Raw genomic sequence first — 21,737 nt, forward strand, 5'->3', positions numbered from 1 at the left:
GGCGCGTGTAAATCCACCCCGAAAAGCAAGCGCTTCGTGGGAGGGGGCGAGTGCTGGTTGCGTGATTTGAAACAGCACGCTTTTTCTCGACACGGCAATCCTGCAAGTTTCCTTGAAATACTTTTCAATGTTTTTTGCTCAACGGTGCCTATACAAATTTCGCTATTTATTAGGACGGGTAGCCAAATGTGTAGGATGTTTAATTAAGACTTTCAACTTAAAAAGCGATAATTTTTCTCCGCCTGTTGTAGGAGTAAGAGTATGAAGCACGATATTTTGCGTGATCGAATAATTGCCTATCCGAAATAGCTGCACAGTGATGTAGGAAATTTCCTTGTGTGTTGTGATCCTTTGATATCTCCAGGCGAGACACTTCTGATATGTGACTGTGTATGACGTCTTGATCTTTTTTAAAACTCAATGCAATACTCTTTAAACATTAGGTTTAATCAGCATCCTCGCAGGACGCTTCTCAGGCTAAAAATGACGGGAGGCGCCGGGAGCGCCTGAATTAAGCGTCCCCAGCGAATGGTTGCCGGTCTCTTATGTTGTGCAGAGGATTCGATCTCGCGCAGAAACCTTCACGGTAGATACGCATGGTTGACCTCACTTAAAACACGTTGAAAGTTACCTCTTTAACTCATGGCTATGAGGGCGCAATAACGTCAGGAATAGCTTCTGTTTCGGTGCGACACATGACTTCGTTGCTCTGCTAACGGACACGTAATAGCGGCGGGGTCAAGGTTGTGCCAACTGTCATGGAGACTTGCATATGCTTAACGAACTGCGCACCTTCTTCGACCACAGCCGGCACAAACTCACGGTTCGCAACGTGGCCGCGGTGCTCGACGTGCTGGCCTTCGAAGGCCACCAAGGCCTGAGCCAGCCGTTCAACTACCGCGTCGAATTCACCTGCATCGACGGCGACCTCAGTGCCGACAGCGTGCTGGGCAAAGACGCCAACTTCAGCCTGCACGGTCCCGGCCTAAACCCTGGCATGGCCGCACTCAAGGCGGTAGGCATTGAGGTGCCCCCGGTCAAGCCACTGCGCACCTTGCACGGCGTGGTCACCGGCTTCAAACGCCTGTCCGGCTCCCTCGACGAAGCCCGCTACGAAATTACCCTCGAACCGCGCCTGGCCTTGCTCGCTCGCGGCAAACAATTTCGCATCTACCAACACCAGTCGGTGCCGCAGATCGTCGAAAGCATCCTGCGCAGCCGCCACGACTTCGAAGGCCAGGACTTCCTCTTCAACCTGGTACGCGAATACCCCAAGCGCGAACAAGTCATGCAGTACGACGAAAGCGACCTGGCCTTCATCTCGCGCCTGTTGGCCGAAGTCGGCATCTGGTACCGCTTCACCCGCGACGAACGCCTGAACATCGACGTGGTGGAATTCCACGACGACCAGCGCCACTACCAGTTCGACGTGCAACTGCCGTACCGCCCGCAATCGGGCATGAACAGCAGCGGCGAAGACGGCGTATGGCGCCTGCAATCGAACCACAAGGTGGTGGAGCAACACGTCAACATCCGCGCCTACCACCACCGCGTCGCCAACGCCTACCTCGACGGCGACATTGACCAAAGCCGTGGCGCCAAAGGCACCTACGGCGAGGCCTACCACTACGCCGAGCCCTACAACCTCATCGGCGACCGCTACGACCAGGACGAAGACCTGCAAAGTGAAAGCGGCTACTTCTACGCGCGCCTGCGCCACGAACGCTACCTCAATGGCCAGACCCAACTCAGTGGCATCAGCAGCAGCCCCAGCCTGACCCCGGGCCAAGTGCTGAAAATCTCCGGCGGCGCGCCCAACGCCTTCGCCCCCGGCGCGGTCATCACCCAGGTCACCACCCACGCCGCCCGCGACCGCAGTTTTGAAGCCAGCTTCCAGGCCATCCCGTATTCAGAAACCGTGTGCTTTCGCCCAGCGCTGCTGCCCAAACCGCAAATCGCCGGCACCGTCCCGGCCCGCGTCACCAGCCCCAAAGAACACGACCCCTACGGCCACATCGACCTCGAAGGCCGCTACAAAGTCCACTTCCTGTTCGACCGCGACACCTGGAAACCCGGCGAAGAAAGCCTCTGGCTACGCCTGGCCCGGCCCTACGCCGGCGACACCCACGGCCTGCACCTGCCACTGCTGGCCGGTACCGAAGTCGCCATCGCCTTCGAACAAGGCGACCCCGACCGGCCTTATATCGCCCACGCGTTGCACGACAGCCAACACGTCGATCACGTGACGTTGGGTAAACGCGACTACACGCGCAACGTGCTGCGCACGCCAGCCAACAATAAGCTGCGCATGGAAGACTTGCGCGGGCAGGAGCACGTCAAGCTCAGTACTGAGCACAGTGGCAAGAGCCAGTTGAATCTGGGGCATTTGGTGGATGCTGAGAAGAAAAAACGCGGGGAGGGCTTTGAACTGCGCACTGATGGTTGGGGCGCGATTCGGGGTGGGAAGGGGTTGTTTATCAGTGCGGATGAGCAAGGCAAGGCGCAGGGTGATGTCCTGGCCATGCAACCGGCCACCAGCCAGGTCCAGGGCGCAAAACAACAAATCGCCGACTGGCAGGAAATCGCCCGCGCCCACCACAGCCGCGAGCCCGCCATCGATGGCCTGCAACAGTTGCAAAAAGACGCCAAAGACCTGACTGCCCCGGCCATCCTGCTCAGCGCCCCCAAAGGCATCGGCGCGGTAACCCCCGCCAGCCTGCTGCTCAAAAGCGGTGAAGCGCTGTACGTGCAAAGCAACGATGAAATCAACCTGGCCGCCGCTCAACGCCTGTCTATCCAGGCCAATCAGGCCATCTCACTGTTGGCCCAACAGGAAGGCCTGCGCCTGGTCTCGGGCAAAGGCCCATTGGAAATCGAGTCCCACGGCGATTTGCTGAACCTGATCGCCCAGCAAAACATCACCGTGCAATCGGTGCAGGGGCATCTGCAACTGACCGCCAAAAATGGCATCACCTTGGGTTGTGGCGGCGGCTACATCCGTATCAACCCGGCCGGCACCATCGATATCCACACCCCCGGCATGCTCAACCTGAAGGGGCAGCATGTGTGGGAAACCACCACCAGCCAGAGTTTCCCGATGCCTGAGTTGCCCAAGTCGGTGTGTGAGGAGTGCCTGAAAATAGCTCAAGGGGAAGGGGCGGGCGCTGCCATGCGTACCGCCATCTAAGGAGAGAGAAATGCAAGAACGTTACGCACACTGGATCGCGCAAGTGGAAAGCCTGTGCGGCGCCGCGAACGTGGGGCACGTCGATGTACTGGTCGACCAGGCAGCCTGGGACGTTTCGATATTACCGGGCTTGCATCTTCTGCAATCGAGCATGTCCTGGTTTTCTTTGTTCAGTGGAATGCCGGAAGAGTCACTGTTGACACAGGCACCTATCCTGATGCGAATCAGCCTCGACAACTGGCGTCATAAGGCCTGGCTGGAAGAGTTGATTGAACAAGCAGGGCCCTTGCCACGCCTCATGCTGTTGATTTCCCCCATCCCCTTTGATGCCTTGGCCAAGGCTCTTCAGGGGCTGTCACAGCTTGAGTGGGGAGGCCAATCTGGGTTGCTGCGCTTTTACGACCCGCGCGTGATGCCGACGTTGTTGGCAAGCGTATTGAACGCTGAGCAAAAAGAGCAATTTCTGCGTGTAGCGCTGTTCTGGACCTGGTTGGACCGAGACCAGCAGCCTGTCTGGCAGCCTGGCACCTATCGTTCGAATCAACTGGCGACAGCAACATCGACCGCTATTGCAATGACAGACGATCAATTTGACCGGCTGGGCAGCATCAGCGATGCGCACAGTTTGCTTGGTGTTGCCAGGGAGAAGTTTCCTGAACTTTCCCATGAACAGTGTTTTGCACGGTGCTATCGCATGGTGCTTCAAGCGAGTCGAGATAATTACTTTGGTGACTTGAAACTATACGCAAGGCTGCATTTGGGCAGCGACGATAGGCCTGGCTGAAGCGGTTAGTTGGTTGTTGAGCAGTGCCGGTGTTTTTGCAATGAATTTGTACGGAATTTAACCGTCAGGAAGAGCTGAGTTGATGCGTATATTAAAGACTTTCATGTTAGGCCAGTGGATAGGAGGGGGCTTTCTTTTGCTGCTGGCAGGATGCTCCATAGGAGAGCCAAAGTTTTTGGGCAGTGGTTTGAAGGCGGTTAATCATACTTCGGCGGCTATTAATCATTTTTTTGTGAATGGCTCTGGAGGGGGGAATGTCAGCCCTTTTGGTTATGGGGGAGGGATGGGGGGTGTGATGTTGCCGAGGCAATGGCAGCCTGGGCTGAAATTCGAGGTGGAGTGGGAAACTGATCCAGACCCTTACGAAAAAATTAAGCGTAAACCTGATGGATTTAATTTCGATGAGGCTGCGTTGGCTAGGCATGAAGCCAATTATGGAAAACACAGCGCCATCGTAGATCTGCCACCTTACGAAGACAGGTTGTGCGCCTTGGAAGTGCATTTCTTGCCATGTAATCAAATCAAGGTTTCCACGTCCTGCTGGGCATATCCATCGCCCAATAGTCCTATCAAGGAACCTCTGGAAATGAAGGGGCCATCCGTGTGTCCGAAGTAAACAGCGCTGAATCAGTTCATGTGCCGGCCTCATTTCCTAAGGAAAGGCGCCTACCTCATGATCAACAGATGGTAATGAACAATTATTATCAACAGACTGCTGAGGCGGAAAATTACCGTCAGGAATTAAATGCCCAACGTGGCATACGTGGTGCTTCTACATGCGCACGTAGCCTACATATCAGCCTGTTCTTTGATGGCACTAACAATAACGAGCCTTATGATACGCGTAAGGCCGAACCGCCCCATCCAACCAGTATTGCCCGCCTCCATCGCGCCAGTTTGGGCCGACTTGAAAGCGGGGCCGCAAAAAGTTCTGAACGAAAGATGCTTGATGCAGGCATTTTTCGTACCGAACTCAAGCATAAATAAGGAGCGGGGAATGAGCTATTTAAAATGCAGTGGGATGTGTCAGTTGATTGGCGGGTTATTGCTGTTGTTGCTGGCAGGGTGCTCGGCGGGAGAGTCAAAATTCTTGGCAGGTAACTTAAACGCAGTCAACCATACGTCAGCCGCTATTAATCATTTCTCTGTGAATGGCTATGGGGGGGGGAATGTCAGTCCTTTTGGTGATGGTGGAGGGATGTGCTGCGTGATGTTGCCAAGGCAATGGCTGCCCGGACTGAAACTTAAGGTGGAATGGGAAACTGATCCAAATCCTAATGTGCGATTGCCGGCACTAGGAACCGATGCATATCGAGCAGCTTATGCTAAGCACAAAGCGAACTACCAACAGCACAGTACCATAGTCGATCTCCCGTCTTATGAGACAGAAAGTTTGTGCTCTTTAAAGGTTCATTTTTTATCCTGTAATCAGATTAAGCTTACGACTGCTTGTATGGCTTATGGTCAACCCGGATATCCAATCAAAGAGCCTCAAGTTATGAAGGAGCCCGCCGTATGTCCGAAGTGAATAGCGCTGAGTCAGTTTATGCGCCAGCCTTATTTCCCAAGGTGGGACGACTGCCTCATGATCAACAGATGGTAATGAACAATTATTATCTACAAACTGCCGAGGCGGAAGATCACCGTCAGGAATTGAATGCCCAACGTGGCATTCGTGGTGCTTCTACCTGCGCACGCAGCCTACATATCAGTCTGTTCTTTGATGGCACTAACAATAACGAGCCTTATGGTACGCATAAGGCCGAACCGCCCCATCCAACCAATATTGCCCGCCTCCATCGCACCAGTTTGGACCTACTTGAAAGCGGGGCCGCAAAAAGTTCTGAACGAAAGATGCTTGATGCAGGCATTTTTCGTACCGAACTCAAGCATAAATAAGGAGCGGGGAATGAGCTATTTAAAAGGTAGTGGGGTGTGTCAATGGGCTAGCGGTTTATTGCTCTTATTGTTGGCAGGGTGCTCGGTGGGAGAGTCAAAGTTCCTGGCAGGCAACTTGAATGGAGTCAATCATACATCAGCAGCGATCAATTATTTTTCCGTGAATGGATATGGTGGGAGAAATATTTCGCCATATGGTTATGGGGGAGGGGCTTGTTGTGTGATGTTGCCAAGGCATTGGCAGCCGGGGTTGAAGTTTAAGGTAGAGTGGGAAACTGATCCTGATCCATATGCGAGGCTCAAACGTAAGACATCCGGGTATGGACCTGATGAAGAAGCTTATGCCAAACATAAAGCAAATTACCAACAGCACAGCGCCATTGTCGATCTCCCATCTTACGAAACAGAAAGTCTGTGCTCTTTAAAGGTCCATTTTTTGCCTTGTAATCAGATTAAGGTTACAACCGCTTGTATGGCTTATGGCCAACCTGGATACCCAATTAAAGAGCCGCAAGTAATGAAGGAGCCCGCCGTATGTCCGAAGTAAATAGTGCTGAATCGGTCTTTGTGCCGGCCTTCTTTCCAAAGGAGGGTCGACTACCTCATGATCAACAGATGGTAATGAAAAATTACTACCTTCAGACTGCCGAGACGGAAAGATACCGTCAGGAATTAAACGCTCAACGTGGCATTCGTGGTGCTTCTACCTGCGCACGCAGCCTACATATCAGCCTGTTCTTTGATGGCACTAACAATAACGAGCCTTATGATACGCGTAAGGCCGAACCGCCCCATCCGACCAATATTGCCCGCCTCTACCATGCCAGCTTGGATCGGCCTGAAAACGGTTACTTTGGTTTTTACATTCCCGGCGTCGGCACCCCTTTTCCGGAAATTGGTGAGTTGGATTTCAGTACGTTTGGGTTGGCGTTCGCCAACCGGGGCGAAGACCGGATCAATTGGGGGCTGCTGCAAGTAGTCAACGCCTTGTCCGTTGCCTTGACGAAAGATGAACTGTCCTTGAAGACGATGCAGTCCAAGATCAAATCAATGTCCACCACCTGGCCGTTAACGACCTTAGGCAGAAGCAGCCGACGTGAAGCCATGGCCTCACTGCTGGAACCCTTGCGCAGCAAGGTGGCAACCGCGCAGCGCAAGGTACTGGGTATCAAATTATTCGTCTATGGCTTTTCCCGTGGTGCGGCCGAAGCCCGGACGTTCATCACTTGGCTGAGCGAATTGCTCGATCCGCCGCAAGACGTCGAGGCCTCGAAACAGAACCTGCTGGGGCTACCGCTGAGCATCGAATTCCTTGGCCTGCTGGACACCGTGGCCTCAGTGGGCAGCGCCCGTGCTGCGCCTTTTGCCGAGGGGCATATGGACTGGGCCGATGGCACGCAAGCACTACCCGATATCAAAAAATTCCCTGGCTGGATCAAGGTGTGTCGGCACTTTGTCGCCGCCCATGAACAGCGCCTGTGCTTCCCCCTGGATTCGATCCGTTATGCCGATGGTAGTTACCCCCCTTATGCACGCGAGGTTATCTACCCGGGTGTGCACTCGGATGTGGGCGGTGGTTACCCACAAAATGATCAGGGCAAGGCCCGAGGAGGCTGGGGCGAGTTGCTGTCGCAGATTGTGCTGCATGACTTGTATGCGGAGGCGTTTGCGGCCGGTGCGCCGTTGACCGTGCCAGAGTCTGTAGTGCCGGATGAGCTACGACAGGTTGCGCCGTCACGTGGCATGTCGGCAGAGACAGACTATGAGTTTGCTCTTAAGGAGGTACTCATCGACCGCTTCAACGCCTGGCGCACCACCCTGGGCCTGACCGAAGAAGCCACCCCACAAACACCTTCCAACACCGAAGCCCTGCGCCTCGGCCGCCCCCTCGAAGACGCCATGAGCGCGCAATTGGCCTGGCTGACCGGCTGGCGCATCGAGCGCCTGGCCCGTGGCAGTTACGTCAATGAACCCTTCTACGGCGATGCAAAAGATACCAATGCGTCGCAGCAGATAACAGAAAAGCAGTCCCGTGATAGCCAGATCGCCGAAGCCAAACGCAAGCGCATGGAGGCTCGTGGTCAGGAGAATGAAGCTCAGCTTCTGCTGGGCACTGCCGCACCGCCCTCTTACGAGCCGGTAATAGACCAACAACAAATCCGCGAAGCTGCCAAGGAGTTCGAGCACGATTATCAAGGTTGGCGGCGCGATCAGACCAGTGTGGCGGGGTGGATCGTCGATGTGGCGCTCAGGGACACGGTGTACCTGCTCAATGACGACGACGAACAGCAAGAATATGCACGGATCAAGGCCGAAGGGGAGGCGCGTGCAAAGGAGTTGTTCGTTGAAGTCGGCATTAACAAATACCGGGTCAGCGACTCGCCCCACATGGCAGCGGTGGTCGCGCTGTTTGACGATCACGTGCATGACTCACGTGCCTGGTTCTTGCACAACTTATTAAGTTCGCGGGAGTTATGGGGCGACTACTTCCGCTACCGCATGGTGTATTTCGGCGACACGACCAACAAACGCGTGACTCCGGTGGTAGTGGCGGGACGTGTGGTGGGCATCGCCCTGGCATTGGGCGGTGTGTACAAGATCCGTCGCCATGGCTGGAAAGGTGCGGCCGGCACATTAGGCGCGGCGGCGGTGGGTTACCAAGTGATCAACGCCGTCAGTGGCGAGGTAGAGCCGTTCCTTCCTGGGGCGGAGAAAATCCTGCAACCCACCTTGGCGGTCGGCGAGGTGGTTGCCCAGCAGAAGCAAGCGATTATCGAGGGCGAAGAGGCGTTGCGCATGCAGAACATGCTGGCCTACCTCAAGCGCACTGGTGGCTTGGTCGAGCAAGTGAAGGAGGTGGTCGCATGATGCCCATTGTTCGTATGGGGGACCCATTGCGGCCCTTCGGTGGGGAAGTACTGCAAGGGCATTACCTGGCATTCGGCAAGCCGGTTGCCTGTGTGGGTGATCAAGTGCGCTGCAACTTGCACGGCATCAACCGGATTGTCGAGGGGGCCTCGGGCTCGACCATGGACGGCAAGGCGGTGGCGTTGGACGGGCATCGTTGCGCCTGTGGTTGCCAGTTGGTGAGCACGTTGGCGGCCACCTCGATGATTGTTGCGCCATGAACCGTCCGCCTGAATATCCCGACTTCGTTGAGCCGGGCGTACCGCGCTGGCGCGGCTGGTGGCTGGCACTGCTGTTGCTGGTTGGGGCGCAGTCTGCCGCTTTGCTGATGCTGTGGCCCGAAGACCAATCGCGCCTGCAATTGTTGCTCTGGAGCGCGGTATTGCCGCTGTGCTGGGCGTTGGTTTTGGCGGTACGGGTGCTGGTGTGGCAGATCGTTTTGTTTGACCGCACGGTGTACCTGCGCGTCCTGGAAACCGCCACGCAGGCGTGGTGGCAACGGCGCTCTTTGGGCCTGCCCGTGCAGGACGTTGTGTTATTGGGGCCGGCGGGGGATGAGCAAGAGAACTACCTGAATCTGATGCGCAATGTTCCGCTGTCGAAGCCGTTGGCTATACCCGACGTGACACAGCCGGTGCTGCGCTGCCCACTGGCGTTAACCGGAGTCAGCGATCGGACTCCGGCGCTGGCGCGGCATCTGGCCCGTTTGGCCGAGGCAATTCCTGAACGCTCGGGATGCGAGGCGCAATTGCGGGCGATTGCGTGGGTTGGGGATGAGAACAGTGAGGTGGCATTCGTGGAGGCGCTGGCTCGATCGGGAGTGGGGGTGCCCAAGGCCCGTCTGCCTTTAAGGAGTCTTGCTGATTTGGACGAACTGATTGAGACCTTTCACCGCGATTGTCATGGCGACGGCGATTGGCTGTTGTGCGCTGGCGTGGTGTCGGTGGAGAGCGCCGAAGAGGATGAACTGCCCGGCGAAGCAGGGTTTCTCTGGCGAGTCAGCCGACACGGCCGACAGCTGCTGCACCGAGGCGAATACCTGGCCGATGGCGCGTCCGTCGAACTCTGCGCCCAGATGCAACGTTATGCCGGGCTGGAACAACCACCCCCCGACTGCCTGGCGCTGGATAAAGCCAGCCAGGACGCTTTCGTGGAGGGCGGTTGGTCGGCGGCGGAGCATCAGTTGGCCGGGCAGTGGGGTGTGTTGGGGGATCTGGCACCGTTTATCGGGATGTCCCTGGCATTGCTTCAAGCCGGTGCGGCGGGGCAGCCCTGTGGTTGGTTGAGTCAGGATGCAAATAAACGGTTGGCGATTGGAGTGGCGGTGCCTTATGGCAATAGTTAAGGACTTGGGGAAAGGTTCGTTGGCGCGTGTGGGGTTCGGCTATTTGCTGCTCATTACCCTGCTGGTGCTGTTGGGCTGCCTGGTATATGGCTTGGGCGGCGACGCGTTGGGCTGGCCGCAGTTGCCGCTCAAGCAACTGGCGTTGTGGGGGCTGGGTGTGTGGTTCGCGCTCTGCTGGTTATGCCCGGTGGTGCTGCTGGCCTGGGATCGCCTGGCTGTTCGTCAGGCTGAACGGGTGGTGGGGGTGGCTCCGTCAATTCCGGGCTCAACGTTGAGCCCGCCACCGACCGATGACGGTGCTGATCGGGTTAAGGCCTTACGTAATCACCTACGCGAGCAACACGGTTTCTTCTGGCGCCAAAAAGTCCGCCTCCTCCTCATCATCGGCAACCCCACCACCGTCGAAGCCATCGCCCCCAACCTCACCACCCAACACTGGCTGGAAGGCCAAGGCACAGTCCTGCTGTGGGGCGGCAACGCCCACGAATCCCTGGAGCAAACCTTCACCGCACACTGGTCCGGCCTGAGCCGCTGGCGCTCCCTGGACGGCGTGGTCTGGGCCTTGGACAACACCCAGGCCGCCGACGATGCCGCGATGGCCACTGGCGTGCGCCAGTTGAAACGCTTGGCGCATCACGTAGGCTGGCAGTTGCCCTTGTACCTCTGGCAAGTGTGCGCCAGCACCTGGGAGCAAACCGGCCGTGCGGTGCAACCGGTGGGCTGTGTATTGCCCGAGCGTTTCAGTGCGCAGGAACTGCAGGAGCATTTGACCGAGTTGCTCACGCCGTTGCGCCGCGCCGGGCTGGGGCAGATGAATGAGATATTGGCCCACGATTTTCTGCTGCGGTTGTCGCGTGATTTGCAGGCCAAGGGAATTGCCCGTTGGCGGCAGGTGCTGGAGCCGCTGACGCCCGATTTTGCTCGGGGAGTGCCGTTGCGTGGGCTGTGGTTCAGCTTGCCGGTAGCGCCGCTAAAGTCTGCTTCAAAAAACCACGACTGGTCCGCGCCTACCCCGTGGCAGGGTGTGCTCGACGATAATCGCACGGCTCGGCGTTTGGGCTGGGGCGTGGTGCGCGTCGGGTATGCGTTGGTGTTGGGCCTGGCGCTGATGTGGGGCGCGGGTTTGTTGTTGTCGTTCGTGACCAACCGCGTGCAGATTGGCGAGGTCGAGCGTTCGGTAGCGGCCTTGCAGCAGCCCGGCAGCGGCGACGTGCAGTTGACCGCGCTCAACGATCTGACCCGTGAACTGGCGCGCCTGGATTACCGCGCCAAAAACGGCGTGCCGTGGTATCAGCGCTTCGGCCTGGAGCAAAACCAGAACCTGCTGGCGGCAGTGTGGCCGCATTACGTGCAGGCCAATAATCGTTTGATGCGCGACCCGGTGGTGGCCAACCTGCAGGGCCGGCTCAAGGCGTTTATCGCCTTGCCGCCCGGCAGCGAACAGCGTGCGGGGGCTGCTGCTGGGGCTTATGAGAACTTGAAGGCGTACCTGATGCTGGCCCGGCCGCAAAAGGCCGACGCCACCTTTTTACGCAAGGCGCTGGTAAACGCCGAACCGGCGCGCAGCGGCGTGTCGACGGGGCTTTGGCAAGGGTTGTCGCCGGTCTTGTGGGGTTTCTATGGTGAGCAGTTGGCGGCGCACCCGGACTGGGCGATCAAGGCCGACCCGGCGCTGGTGGCCCAGGCCCGCCAGGTGTTGCTCAGCCAGTTGGGCCAGCGCAATGCGCAGGCCGCGCTGTATCGCAAAGTGCTCGACATTGCGGCCAATCAATACCCGGCGTTGAGCCTGCACGGCATGGTTGGCGAAACCGATGCCTCGGCGCTGTTCACCACCACGGCCAGCGTAGCGGGGGTGTTTACCCGGCAGGCGTGGGAAGGCCGGGTGCGTCAGGCCATCGATGAGATCGCCGAAGCACGCCGTGAGGAAATCGACTGGGTGCTCAGCGACAGTCAGACCGATATCGCCAGCGAGCTGACTCCGCAGATGCTCAAGGAGCAACTCACCGAGCGTTACTTCCAGGACTACGCCAGTGCCTGGCTGGACTTTCTCAACAGCCTGCGCTGGCGCAAGGCCGAGGGCATGGGCGATGTGATCGACCAGTTGACCCTGATGACCGATGTACGCCAGTCGCCATTGATCGCGCTGATGAACACCTTGGCTTACCAGGGCCAGGCCGGCACGCGCACGCAAGCCTTGGCCGACTCGCTGATGAAGTCGGCCAAAGACTTGCTCGACCAGGACAAGGTGCCGTTGATCGACCAGCAGAGCCAGGTGCCGCGCAGCCCACTGGAGGGCACCTTCGGGCCGTTGTTGACCCTGCTTGGCAAGGACGCCGAAGGCAAGGCCGACAGCGAGCGCCTGAGCTTGCAGGCCTTCCTCACCCGCGTGACGCGGGTGCGCCTGAAACTGCAACAAGTGAGCAGTGCCTCCGACCCGCGGGAAATGACCCAGGCCCTGGCGCAGACGGTGTTCCAGGGTAAGAGCGTGGACCTTACCGACACCCAGTCCTACGGCAGCCTGATCGCCGCCAGCCTGGGCGCGGAGTGGGGCGTGGTCGGCCAGACGCTGTTCGTGCAGCCGCTGGCGCAAGCCTGGCAGCGGGTGCTGCAACCTTCGGCGGCAGGGCTCAACAACCAGTGGCGGCGGGCAATCGTTACCGACTGGCAGGGCGCGTTCGCCGGGCGTTATCCGTTTGCCAACACCACCAGCGACGCCTCGCTGCCAATGCTGGGGCAGATGATCCGCGCCGACTCCGGGCGCATCGAGCAGTTTTTGCAGAACCAACTGGGCGGCGTGCTGCGCAAGGAAGGCAGCCGCTGGGTGGCCGACCCGCGCCACAGTCAGGGGCTGCGCTTCAACCCGCAATTTCTGGCGGCGATCAACCAGCTCAGCCAATTGGCCGACGTGATGTACACCGACGGCGGCATGGGCATGAGCTTCGAATTGCAGGGGAGGCCGTCGCGCAACGTGGTGCAGACCAACTTCATCCTCAATGGCGAAGAGCACCAGTACTTCAACCAGCGCCAGGCATGGCAGCGCTTCAACTGGCCGGGTTTCAGCGACGATCCGGGGGCGAGTTTGAGCTGGACCAGCGTGCAGAGCGGCGAGCGCCTGTTCGGTGATTTCGAGGGCACCTGGGGCCTGATCCGCCTGCTGGAAAAAGCCACGCTCACCCCGCTGGACGACGGCGACAGCCGCTTTCGCATGGTCCTCAAGGCCCCGGATGGCCTGGACCTCACCTGGAACCTGCGCACCGAAATGAGCACCGGGCCGCTGGCGTTGCTGGCGCTGCGCAATTTCACCTTGCCGCAGCAGATTTTTCTCAATGAGAGCAGGGTGTCTACCGCACAACAGGGGCACGACAATAATCATCTCGCTGATGCATTGTCTCACTGATAGAACAAACAATCATATTTCAGTCATCTAATCGCTCATTGGTTTCATGTGTAGCATCACCACCATCTGATCGCCACTGTCGATCCCACCTCGGAGACCCACCATGAAACTACTGCATATCGATTCCAGCATCCTCGGCGACAACTCGGCTTCCCGCCAACTCAGTGCCGGTGTGGTCAAGGCATGGCAAGCGGCTGAACCGGGTGTGCAAGTGACTTACCGTGACCTGGCCAGCGAAGGCATCAACCACTTCTCCGGCGCTACCCTGGGTGCACTGGGCACCGCGGCCGAACTGCGCGATGCCGCGCAAAAGCACGAGGCCGAACTGAGTGCATCGTCGCTGGCTGAATTCCTCGCCGCCGATGCCATAGTGGTAGGCGCGCCGATGTACAACTTCACCATTCCCACCCAGTTGAAAGCCTGGATCGACCGCATCGCGGTTGCCGGCCAGACCTTCCGCTACACCGAAGCCGGCCCTGAAGGCCTGTGCGGTAACAAGAAGGTGATTATCGTGTCCACGGCCGGTGGCTTGCACGCGGATCAGGCATCTGGCGCTGCCCATGAAGGCTACTTGAAACTGCTGTTCGGTTTCCTCGGCATCACCAATATTGAAATCGTTCGCGCTGAAGGCTTGGCCTACGGTGATGAAGCGCGCAGCAAAGCGTTGAACGATGCCAACGTGCGGATCAACCAGCAGTTGTTCGCTGCGGCGTAAGGCTTGTGTAAATTAAGCCGTTACCCGGTTTCATTCTGAAGCCGGGCGCCTAAACTCTGTATTCTGATCGCCTGGGCGCGAGCGGAGTACGGAGTTTTTTCGTTTGTGGCCCAGGTTATGCACAGGTTATGCAGATAGGGATCCGATACCTGGACTTTTATTCGACATACCGGTTCTTACGCAGCAAAGGTGGACATCCCCATGATGCGTCTTGGTGCTGTTTTGATTCTGTCCCTGTTTGGCGGCCTGATTTCAGTGCACGCTGCACCGGCACCGCACCCGCATTGGAGTGTGGGGTTTCATCGCATGAGCGTGCTTGACCCGCTGGATTCGCAGCCGATGAAGGCCATTGCGTTTTACCCTTCCACCGATACCGAACGCACCACGCCACTGGGCGCCTATCAGGTCGCGGCCGGTGAAGACGCCAAGGTTGCCATTGGCCGTTTTCCCATGCTGATGCTGTCCCATGGCAATACCGGCACGCCCCTGGCCTTGCATGATTTGGCCACGTCACTGGCGCGCAAGGGATTTGTGGTGGTGGCGGTCCTGCACCCTGGCGACAACTATAAGGACCATAGCCGCCTGGGCACTGTAAGTAATCTGTATGGCCGGCCGATCCAGATCTCCCAGGCGATCACCGCGACCCTGGCCGATCCGATGCTGTCGCCCTTTGTGGATGTCGATCAAATTGGTGTCATCGGCTATTCGGCCGGTGGCGAAACCGCGCTGATCCTGGCGGGCGCCAAGCCGGATTTCGAGCGCCTGCGCCGTTACTGCCAGCAACGCCCCGAGGACCGCGATGCCTGCACCACCAAGGGCGAGTTGGTGGTCGACCGCGACGACTTGCAGCCCCAGGCTGACCCACGCATCCATGCCTTGATGCTGATGGCGCCACTGAGCCTGATGTTCGGCCGCCACACTCTGGCCGATGTGCACGTGCCGGTGTTGCTCTACAGTGGCGATGGCGACCAGTTGGTGGCGGTGGACAAAAACGCTGCCGCCCTGGCGCGTAAACTGCCAGAGCCACCGGACTTCAAGCTGTTGGCCGGGGCAGGGCACTTTGTATTCATGGCGCCATGCGACAGCGATCAACTGGCGACAATGCCAGGCATCTGCACCGATGCCGATGGCGTCGACCGCGAAGGTATTCACCGCGATATGGTCTCTGAAGCCGGGCGCTTTTTCAGCCGGACCCTCGGTGAGGCGACGCGTGCCGGCCTGCAGACGGCTGATCAGTAGGCGCGGCGCCTGAGCAGTACGGTCAGGGCGAGTGCGCTGACCGACAACAACGCGGCGCAGAAGAAGATCCAGCCGTAGCCGAGGTTCAACGCCACGGCGCCCATCAACGGCCCGGCAATCGCCAGCGCCAGGTCGAAAAACACCGCATAGGCACTCAGCCCCGCACCTCGGCTGCTGTCCGGCACTTGCTTGATGGCTTCAACCCCTAGCGCCGGGTACACCAGCGACAGGCCAAAGCCGGTCAGCCCGGCACCGATCAAGGCGACGCCGGTGGACGGTGCCAGCCATAGTAGCGTCAGGCCCAGGATTTCGATGCTCATGCAGGCGATGGCGGCGGTAAACCCACCAAACCGGCTGATGCCAGAAATGAACATCAGGCGCGAGAGAATAAAGCACACGCCAAATACCGTCAGGCAATACGCCGCGCCGCTCCAGCCACGATTGAGGTAGTACAGGGTAATGAAGGTCGTCAGCGTGCCGTAGCCAATCGATGCCAGGCACAGGCTGGTGCCGAACGGTGCGATTCGCCCGAACACTGCCCAGAACGGCAGCCGTTCACCGCGCACCACCGGCACCGACGGTTTATTGCGGATCAGCACCAGCCCCAACCCCGCCAGCACCGCCAGGGCAATTCCCAGGCTGGTGTAGCCATATTCCGCCACCATCACCACGCCGACCGGCGCACCAACGGCAATGGCGCCGTAGGAGGCAATGCCATTCCAGGAGATCGAGCGGGCGGTGTGTTCAGTGCCTACCGCGCCCATGCACCAACTGATGGTGCCCACGCCAATCAGGCCCTGGGCCACGCCCAGCAACAGGCGACCGACGATCAGAATGCCCAGGCTCAAGGCTGGCAGGCTCTCCACCAGGGTGGCGATAAAGGTCAGCACGCCGCTGATCAGGATGCCGGCCAGGCCCAGCACGATCGCACGCTTGGTGCCGACGCTATCCGACATCCGCCCGGCCATTGGGCGGCTGAGCAGCGTGGCCAGGTATTGCGAACCGATGGTGACCCCGGCGACAACTGCGCTGAAACCCAGTTGTTCGTGCACATAGCCTGGAATCACTGCAATCGGCAGGCCGATGCAGATAAAGGCGATGAAGGTGTAGAACACGATGGAGACGATCTGCAGGGTGATCGACAGGGAGGAGGGGGCGGCAGGCATGGGTGCTCATTCGCTGGCGGGCGGTACGGCCATGATGCCACTGCTCTAACCAATGTGGGAGGGGGCTTGCTCCCGATCGCAGAGTGTCAGCCAACAGATCTATTGACTGAAACACCGCGATCGGGAACAAGCCCCCTCCCACATTTGGATCTGATTGCCTTGAAAGCTAAGGGCGCTCTTAGAAGACTACGCCCTGGCTACGCAGGTAGTCGTCATAGGTGCCGCTGAAGTCGATCACGCCGCTTGGGCTCAACTCGATGATGCGGGTTGCCAGGGACGATACGAACTCGCGGTCGTGGCTGACGAAGATCAGCGTGCCCGGGTAGTTTTCCAGCGCCAGGTTCAGCGCCTCGATGGATTCCATGTCCAAGTGGTTGGTCGGTTCGTCCATGATCAGCACGTTCGGCTTTTGCAGGATCAGCTTGCCGAACAACATGCGGCCTTGCTCACCACCGGAGATCACTTTGACCGACTTCTGGATTTCGTCGTTGGAGAACAACATGCGGCCCAGGGTGCCACGGATCATTTGTTCGCCTTGGGTCCACTGGCCCATCCAGTCGAACAGGCTCACGTCGTCTTCGAAGTCGTGGGCGTGGTCCTGGGCGTAGTAGCCCAGTTCGGCGGCGTCGGTCCACTTGATGCTGCCGGCATCCGGGGTCAGTTCGTTGACCAGGGTGCGCAGCAGGGTGGTCTTGCCGATACCGTTCGGGCCGATGATCGCCACGCGCTCACCGGCTTCAACCTGGAAGCTGAAGTCCTTGAACAGCGGCTTGCCGTCAAAACCTTTGGCCATCTTCTCGACCATGACCGCCTGGCGGTGCAGCTTTTTATTCTGCTCGAAACGGATGAACGGGCTCACACGACTCGACGGCTTGACTTCGGCCAGTTGGATCTTGTCGATCGCCTTGGCACGGGACGTGGCCTGCTTGGCTTTCGAGGCGTTGGCCGAGAAGCGGCTGACGAAGGATTGCAGTTCGGAGATCTGCGCTTTCTTCTTGGCGTTGTCCGACAGCAACTGCTCGCGGGACTGGGTCGCCACGGTCATGTACTCGTCGTAGTTGCCCGGGAACAGGCGCAGCTCGCCGTAGTCCAGGTCAGCCATGTGGGTGCACACGCTGTTCAGGAAGTGGCGGTCGTGAGAGATGATGATCATCAGGCTGGAGCGCTGGGTGAGGATGTTTTCCAGCCAGCGGATGGTGTTGATGTCCAGGTGGTTGGTCGGTTCGTCGAGCAACAGCACTTCAGGGTCCGAGAACAGCGCCTGAGCCAGCAATACACGCAGTTTCCAGCCGGGGGACACTTCGCTCATCGGGCCGAAATGCTGCTCCAGGGGAATCCCCAGGCCCAGCAGCAACTCACCGGCGCGGGATTCGGCGGTGTAGCCGTCCATTTCGGCGAACTCGGTTTCCAGCTCGGCCACGGCCATGCCGTCTTCTTCGCTCATTTCCGGCAGCGAATAGATACGGTCGCGCTCGGCCTTGACCTTCCACAGCTCCTCGTGGCCCATGATCACGGTGTCGAGCACGGTGAATTCTTCGTACGCGAATTGGTCCTGGCGCAGTTTACCCAGGCGCACATTCGGCTCCAGCATGACCTGGCCGCCGGACGGGTCGAGGTCGCCACCGAGGATTTTCATGAAGGTCGACTTGCCGCAACCGTTGGCCCCGATCAAACCATAGCGGTTGCCGGCGCCGAACTTGACCGAGACGTTCTCGAAGAGCGGCTTGGCGCCGAACTGCATGGTGATGTTAGCTGTGGAGATCAATTACTTTACCTATCAATGGGTTGCGAGCGTGACGGCAGGTGCCTTCAGGCATGCGTCAACAGCGACATCAAGGCGCGAAACCCGGTCGCTGAGCGGAAAATTTGGGATGTGTGTTGGAATTTGGCGCGCATTGTCGCATATGTGAGGCGACAGTTGTATGGCAGTCGACGACGATGTTCCGCGCCTTGTGTGATTCGAAGCGCTGAAACCAAAGCTCGGGCCCGCGGGCAGGTATTCATTTTTTAGGTAACGATTGACAGTCTTTTCCCGTCCATCACCAATCTGTCCCGGCCATGGGCACTGAGGCCACATCAAAAGTCATCTGAAAAGGGGCAATGGGTATGGGGGTTTTCGATTACAAGAGCATGACGGGCCAGAAGGCCAAGGCGCTGTTGAACGACGCTTTGGCCTTGTCCGATTACGCTTATGACGCCAGCGGCCAACCGCTGACCGCTGGCGGTTGGGCGCCTATCGGTGCGCAAGCACTGGGGGTGACGCAGAAAGTCGACGAGTACGGCACCTTTTGGGGCGAGACGGTATTGGCTCCCTCCGCCAACGTCAAGATTGTGGGGCAGTACGATGGCGTGGGTAAGCTGATCGCCATGGGGGTTGCCTTTCGTGGGACGTCCTTTGGCTTGTCCTGGGATGGATTGGGCGACGTCGCCAGCGATCTGGCTGCTGCCGCCGTACCCGGATACGCCGCCCATTATGCTCAGTTCGCGTTCAGTGGCTTATTGGAGAACGTCGCCAGCTACGCCAGGAGCCAGGGCTTGACCGGCAAGGATATCCTGGTCACCGGCCATAGCCTCGGCGCACTCGGGGCCAACAGCTTGGCGACCTTGAGCCATGATCATTGGGGCGGCTTCTTCGAGGATGCCAACTACGTCACCTTCGCCTCACCCACACAGCGTTCGGGTGACACTCGGATCTTGAATATCGGCTATGAGAATGACCTGGTGTTCAAGGCCATTGATGGCGAAGGCATCAATACGTCGGCACTGCGCTGGGGTAACGATAGCGTTTGGGATTCGGCGGCCAATAACCTGGTCAGCTTTACCGATAACTACGCCTCGGCCTGGGCGCATTTACCCAATGCCCTCAACTGGGGAGTCGGCAAGGCTCACTCCCTGGACGGTTACATCCAAGGCATGAAGCGTATCGCGTCCTCGGATTTCTACGACCTGACCAGCAAAGACTCGACCATCGTAGTCTCCAGCCTCAGCGAGGCCACGCGTGAAACCACCTGGGTGCAAGACCTGAATCGCTACGCCGAAAAACACACCGGCAATACCTTCATCTTCGGTACCGAGGGCAACGACCTGCTCAAGGGCGGAGCGGGCAATGACTTCCTGGAAGGTGGCGCAGGTGATGATCGTTTCCGCGATGACGGCGGCTACAACATCCTGCTGGGGGGGCAGGGCAATAACGTCTTCGAACTGCAAAAGCCACTGGGCGCCTTCAGCTTTGCCAATGACGGCGATGGCACGTTGTATGTCAACGACGCCTATGGCGGTATCAGTATGACCCGGGATATCGGCGCATTGGTCAGCAAAGAGAAGGCCTATATACCCTGGACTTCAATCCCTTGGGGCTCCAATGACATCACTTATAAGGTGACCGGCGAAGGCCTGCTGGCCGGTAACGACCTGACGCACTACGCGGCCTCTACCAACGGCGATGCCCATGACAATGTCCTCACCGCTCATGCCACGGGTGATTGGCTGTTCGGCTTGGGCGGCGACGATCACCTGATCGGAGGCCCGGGTAATGACGTATTTGTCGGCGGCACCGGCAATGACCTGATGGTTGCAGGCGGTGGCAGTAATACCTTCCTGTTCGAAGGCATCTTCGGCAACGACCGGATCCAGGGTTACAAGGCCAGCGATAAGCTGGTGTTCATGGGTATGGCTGGCCTGGGCCAGGATTACGATTACCGCTCTTATGCCTCGACGTTCGAGGACAACACCGTGCTGGCCTTTGGTGACAACTCGGTGATGTTAATGGGCGTGAACATGACTCAGTTGAATGGCGCAGGCATCTTTATTTCCTGAACGCAGGCCGGGCAGAGCACCTTGGATGACTGGGGTGTTCTGCTTCAGCCCATTACCGGCACCTGCAGACTGGGTTTTGCCAGGGTTTCCGGCATCGCCAGCCACAACAGCAGCAACGCCGCGCCCGCCACGCCCGCCAAGGTCAGAAAGGCTGCGTTATAGCCGGCCTGTTGCACCACGAAGCCGGCCAGGCTGCTGCTTAGCGCCGCGCCGAGGCCGAACACAGTGGAAAGGGCGCCCAGACTGACATTGAAACGCCCGGTACCTTGGGTCAGGTCCTTGACGATGACCGGGAACAGCGCGCCGAAAATACCCGCGCCGATACCGTCAAGCATCTGCACCGCCACCAGCCAATACGGATCGCTGGACAGGGTATACAGCACGCCACGCAGCGGCAGGATCAGAAAGCCGGCCAGCAACAGCGGCTTGCGCCCCCAGATATCTGCCTTGAGCCCGACCAGCCAGGCGATCGGGACCATGACCAACTGTGCGGCGACAATGCAGGCTGAGGTCAGGGGCGTGGCCATCTGCAGGTTGATCTGCGCCAGCTTCTGGCTGACCAGTGGCAGCATCGCGGCATTGGCCAGGTGAAACAGCGCGCAGCACACGGCGAACAGCAGCAACGGGCGGTTGGCCAGCAAGACGGTCAGGCCCGATGGCTGCTCATGGTCGCTGTGATGGGCGGGATCGAAGCCACGGGCTACCTCATGATCAATCGCCTTGCCAGAAACACAACTGACCGCAATGACACTGGCGACTGCCATAAACGCCATCAGGTAAAACACCACCACCGGCCCATACAGATACGCCAGGCCCCCGGCCAGCAGTGCGGCCACGGCGTTGCCGGCGTGGTTGAAGGTTTCGTTGCGCCCGGTACGCCGAGTGAAAGCACGGGGGCCGGTAATCCCAAGGGAGATGGCAGAAATGGCCGGGGCGAATACCGATGCGGCAACGGCGCTGGCGGCCTGGGTCAGCGCCACCCAGCCAAATGAACTGACGAAGGGCAGTATCAGGCAGCTGCCAGTGACCAGCAGCGCGGCAATCGCGATGACTGCGCGCTTGCTGCGGGTTCGGTCGATCAGCGCACCCGCCGGGCCCTGGGTGATCAAGGCGGCGATACCGGCCAGGGTCATGACTACGCCGATACTGGCCGGGTCCCATTTATGGACCGCCAGCAGGTAGATCGCCAGATACGGCCCGAGACCGTCGCGAACATCCGCGAGGAAGAAGTTCAGGCTGTCCAGGGAAAGGGCAGTACGCAGATCTGAATGATGGGCCACAG

At 58.8% G+C, this 21,737-nt stretch carries 17 protein-coding genes; 14 read left to right on the forward strand and 3 right to left on the reverse strand.

The window, feature by feature from the left end:
- Positions 1-772 precede the first annotated feature (772 nt).
- The 13 genes from QMK52_RS20475 to QMK52_RS20535 all read left to right on the forward strand — a co-directional run bounded on the left by QMK52_RS20475 (position 773) and on the right by QMK52_RS20535 (position 15,473).
- A complete protein-coding gene (locus QMK52_RS20475) occupies positions 773-3,187 on the forward strand; it encodes a type VI secretion system tip protein VgrG (protein WP_320403310.1) in 2,415 nt (804 codons plus the stop codon).
- 10 nt (positions 3,188-3,197) lie between these two features.
- A complete protein-coding gene (locus QMK52_RS20480) occupies positions 3,198-3,971 on the forward strand; it encodes a DUF4123 domain-containing protein (protein ID WP_320403311.1) in 774 nt (257 codons plus the stop codon).
- 82 nt (positions 3,972-4,053) lie between these two features.
- Positions 4,054-4,587, forward strand: a complete 534-nt coding sequence (locus QMK52_RS20485) for a DUF3304 domain-containing protein (RefSeq protein WP_320403312.1) — start codon at positions 4,054-4,056, stop codon at positions 4,585-4,587.
- The gene (locus QMK52_RS20490; RefSeq protein WP_320403313.1) at positions 4,575-4,958 is read left to right on the forward strand and encodes a hypothetical protein; all 384 of its coding nucleotides are present in this window, start codon (positions 4,575-4,577) and stop codon (positions 4,956-4,958) included. The genes QMK52_RS20485 and QMK52_RS20490 overlap by 13 nt, the downstream gene beginning before the upstream one ends.
- A 10-nt stretch (positions 4,959-4,968) precedes the next feature.
- The gene (locus tag QMK52_RS20495; protein ID WP_320403314.1) at positions 4,969-5,499 is read left to right on the forward strand and encodes a DUF3304 domain-containing protein; all 531 of its coding nucleotides are present in this window, start codon (positions 4,969-4,971) and stop codon (positions 5,497-5,499) included.
- Complete coding sequence (locus QMK52_RS20500) at positions 5,487-5,870, forward strand: hypothetical protein (RefSeq protein WP_320403315.1); 384 nt, start codon at positions 5,487-5,489, stop codon at positions 5,868-5,870. Before QMK52_RS20495 ends, QMK52_RS20500 begins: the two co-directional genes overlap by 13 nt.
- 10 nt (positions 5,871-5,880) lie before the next feature.
- A complete protein-coding gene (locus tag QMK52_RS20505; RefSeq protein ID WP_320403316.1) occupies positions 5,881-6,417 on the forward strand; it encodes a DUF3304 domain-containing protein in 537 nt (178 codons plus the stop codon).
- Positions 6,405-8,738, forward strand: a complete 2,334-nt coding sequence (locus QMK52_RS20510) for a DUF2235 domain-containing protein (RefSeq protein ID WP_320403317.1) — start codon at positions 6,405-6,407, stop codon at positions 8,736-8,738. Before QMK52_RS20505 ends, QMK52_RS20510 begins: the two co-directional genes overlap by 13 nt.
- A complete protein-coding gene (locus tag QMK52_RS20515; protein WP_320403318.1) occupies positions 8,735-8,998 on the forward strand; it encodes a PAAR domain-containing protein in 264 nt (87 codons plus the stop codon). Before QMK52_RS20510 ends, QMK52_RS20515 begins: the two co-directional genes overlap by 4 nt.
- A 140-nt stretch (positions 8,999-9,138) precedes the next feature.
- A complete protein-coding gene (locus QMK52_RS20520) occupies positions 9,139-10,122 on the forward strand; it encodes a hypothetical protein (RefSeq protein ID WP_320404208.1) in 984 nt (327 codons plus the stop codon).
- On the forward strand, positions 10,109-13,519 hold the full coding sequence (locus tag QMK52_RS20525; RefSeq protein ID WP_320403319.1) for an ImcF-related family protein: 3,411 nt from the start codon (positions 10,109-10,111) through the stop codon (positions 13,517-13,519). The genes QMK52_RS20520 and QMK52_RS20525 overlap by 14 nt, the downstream gene beginning before the upstream one ends.
- 103 nt (positions 13,520-13,622) lie before the next feature.
- Positions 13,623-14,234, forward strand: a complete 612-nt coding sequence (locus QMK52_RS20530; protein WP_005788514.1) for an FMN-dependent NADH-azoreductase — start codon at positions 13,623-13,625, stop codon at positions 14,232-14,234.
- Between the two features lie 201 nt (positions 14,235-14,435).
- Complete coding sequence (locus tag QMK52_RS20535) at positions 14,436-15,473, forward strand: dienelactone hydrolase (RefSeq protein ID WP_320403320.1); 1,038 nt, start codon at positions 14,436-14,438, stop codon at positions 15,471-15,473.
- Here QMK52_RS20535 and QMK52_RS20540 read toward each other — a convergent pair.
- Entirely contained in the window at positions 15,467-16,639 is a 1,173-nt protein-coding gene (locus QMK52_RS20540) for an MFS transporter (protein WP_320403321.1), read from the reverse strand. The two genes, QMK52_RS20535 and QMK52_RS20540, sit on opposite strands and share 7 nt — an antisense overlap.
- Positions 16,640-16,817: 178 nt before the next feature.
- On the reverse strand, positions 16,818-18,404 hold the full coding sequence (locus tag QMK52_RS20545; RefSeq protein ID WP_003191057.1) for an ABC-F family ATPase: 1,587 nt from the start codon (positions 18,402-18,404) through the stop codon (positions 16,818-16,820).
- Positions 18,405-18,745: 341 nt separating this feature from the next.
- On the opposite strand from QMK52_RS20545, the gene QMK52_RS20550 reads away from it, so the two are divergent.
- A complete protein-coding gene (locus QMK52_RS20550) occupies positions 18,746-20,455 on the forward strand; it encodes a polyurethanase (RefSeq protein WP_320403322.1) in 1,710 nt (569 codons plus the stop codon).
- Positions 20,456-20,499: 44 nt separating this feature from the next.
- Here QMK52_RS20550 and QMK52_RS20555 read toward each other — a convergent pair whose 3' ends face one another.
- Positions 20,500-21,735, reverse strand: coding sequence for an MFS transporter (locus QMK52_RS20555; protein ID WP_320403323.1), 1,236 nt, complete (start codon positions 21,733-21,735; stop codon positions 20,500-20,502).
- Positions 21,736-21,737: the final 2 nt, after the last annotated feature.

It is taken from the genome of Pseudomonas sp. P9_2 (assembly GCF_034008255.1).
Taxonomy (GTDB): Bacteria; Pseudomonadota; Gammaproteobacteria; order Pseudomonadales; family Pseudomonadaceae; genus Aquipseudomonas; species Aquipseudomonas synxantha_A.

What these genes read in the sequence shown, in the direction of transcription:
- QMK52_RS20475 (WP_320403310.1), top strand. Translation starts at nt 773, where the DNA reads ATGCTTAACGAACTGCGCACCTTCTTCGACCACAGCCGGCACAAACTC.
- QMK52_RS20480 (WP_320403311.1), top strand. Translation starts at nt 3,198, where the DNA reads ATGCAAGAACGTTACGCACACTGGATCGCGCAAGTGGAAAGCCTGTGC.
- QMK52_RS20485 (WP_320403312.1), top strand. Translation starts at nt 4,054, where the DNA reads ATGCGTATATTAAAGACTTTCATGTTAGGCCAGTGGATAGGAGGGGGC.
- QMK52_RS20495 (WP_320403314.1), top strand. Translation starts at nt 4,969, where the DNA reads ATGAGCTATTTAAAATGCAGTGGGATGTGTCAGTTGATTGGCGGGTTA.
- QMK52_RS20500 (WP_320403315.1), top strand. Translation starts at nt 5,487, where the DNA reads ATGTCCGAAGTGAATAGCGCTGAGTCAGTTTATGCGCCAGCCTTATTT.
- QMK52_RS20505 (WP_320403316.1), top strand. Translation starts at nt 5,881, where the DNA reads ATGAGCTATTTAAAAGGTAGTGGGGTGTGTCAATGGGCTAGCGGTTTA.
- QMK52_RS20510 (WP_320403317.1), top strand. Translation starts at nt 6,405, where the DNA reads ATGTCCGAAGTAAATAGTGCTGAATCGGTCTTTGTGCCGGCCTTCTTT.
- QMK52_RS20515 (WP_320403318.1), top strand. Translation starts at nt 8,735, where the DNA reads ATGATGCCCATTGTTCGTATGGGGGACCCATTGCGGCCCTTCGGTGGG.
- QMK52_RS20525 (WP_320403319.1), top strand. Translation starts at nt 10,109, where the DNA reads ATGGCAATAGTTAAGGACTTGGGGAAAGGTTCGTTGGCGCGTGTGGGG.
- QMK52_RS20530 (WP_005788514.1), top strand. Translation starts at nt 13,623, where the DNA reads ATGAAACTACTGCATATCGATTCCAGCATCCTCGGCGACAACTCGGCT.
- QMK52_RS20535 (WP_320403320.1), top strand. Translation starts at nt 14,436, where the DNA reads ATGATGCGTCTTGGTGCTGTTTTGATTCTGTCCCTGTTTGGCGGCCTG.
- QMK52_RS20540 (WP_320403321.1), bottom strand. Translation starts at nt 16,639, where the DNA reads ATGCCTGCCGCCCCCTCCTCCCTGTCGATCACCCTGCAGATCGTCTCC.
- QMK52_RS20550 (WP_320403322.1), top strand. Translation starts at nt 18,746, where the DNA reads ATGGGGGTTTTCGATTACAAGAGCATGACGGGCCAGAAGGCCAAGGCG.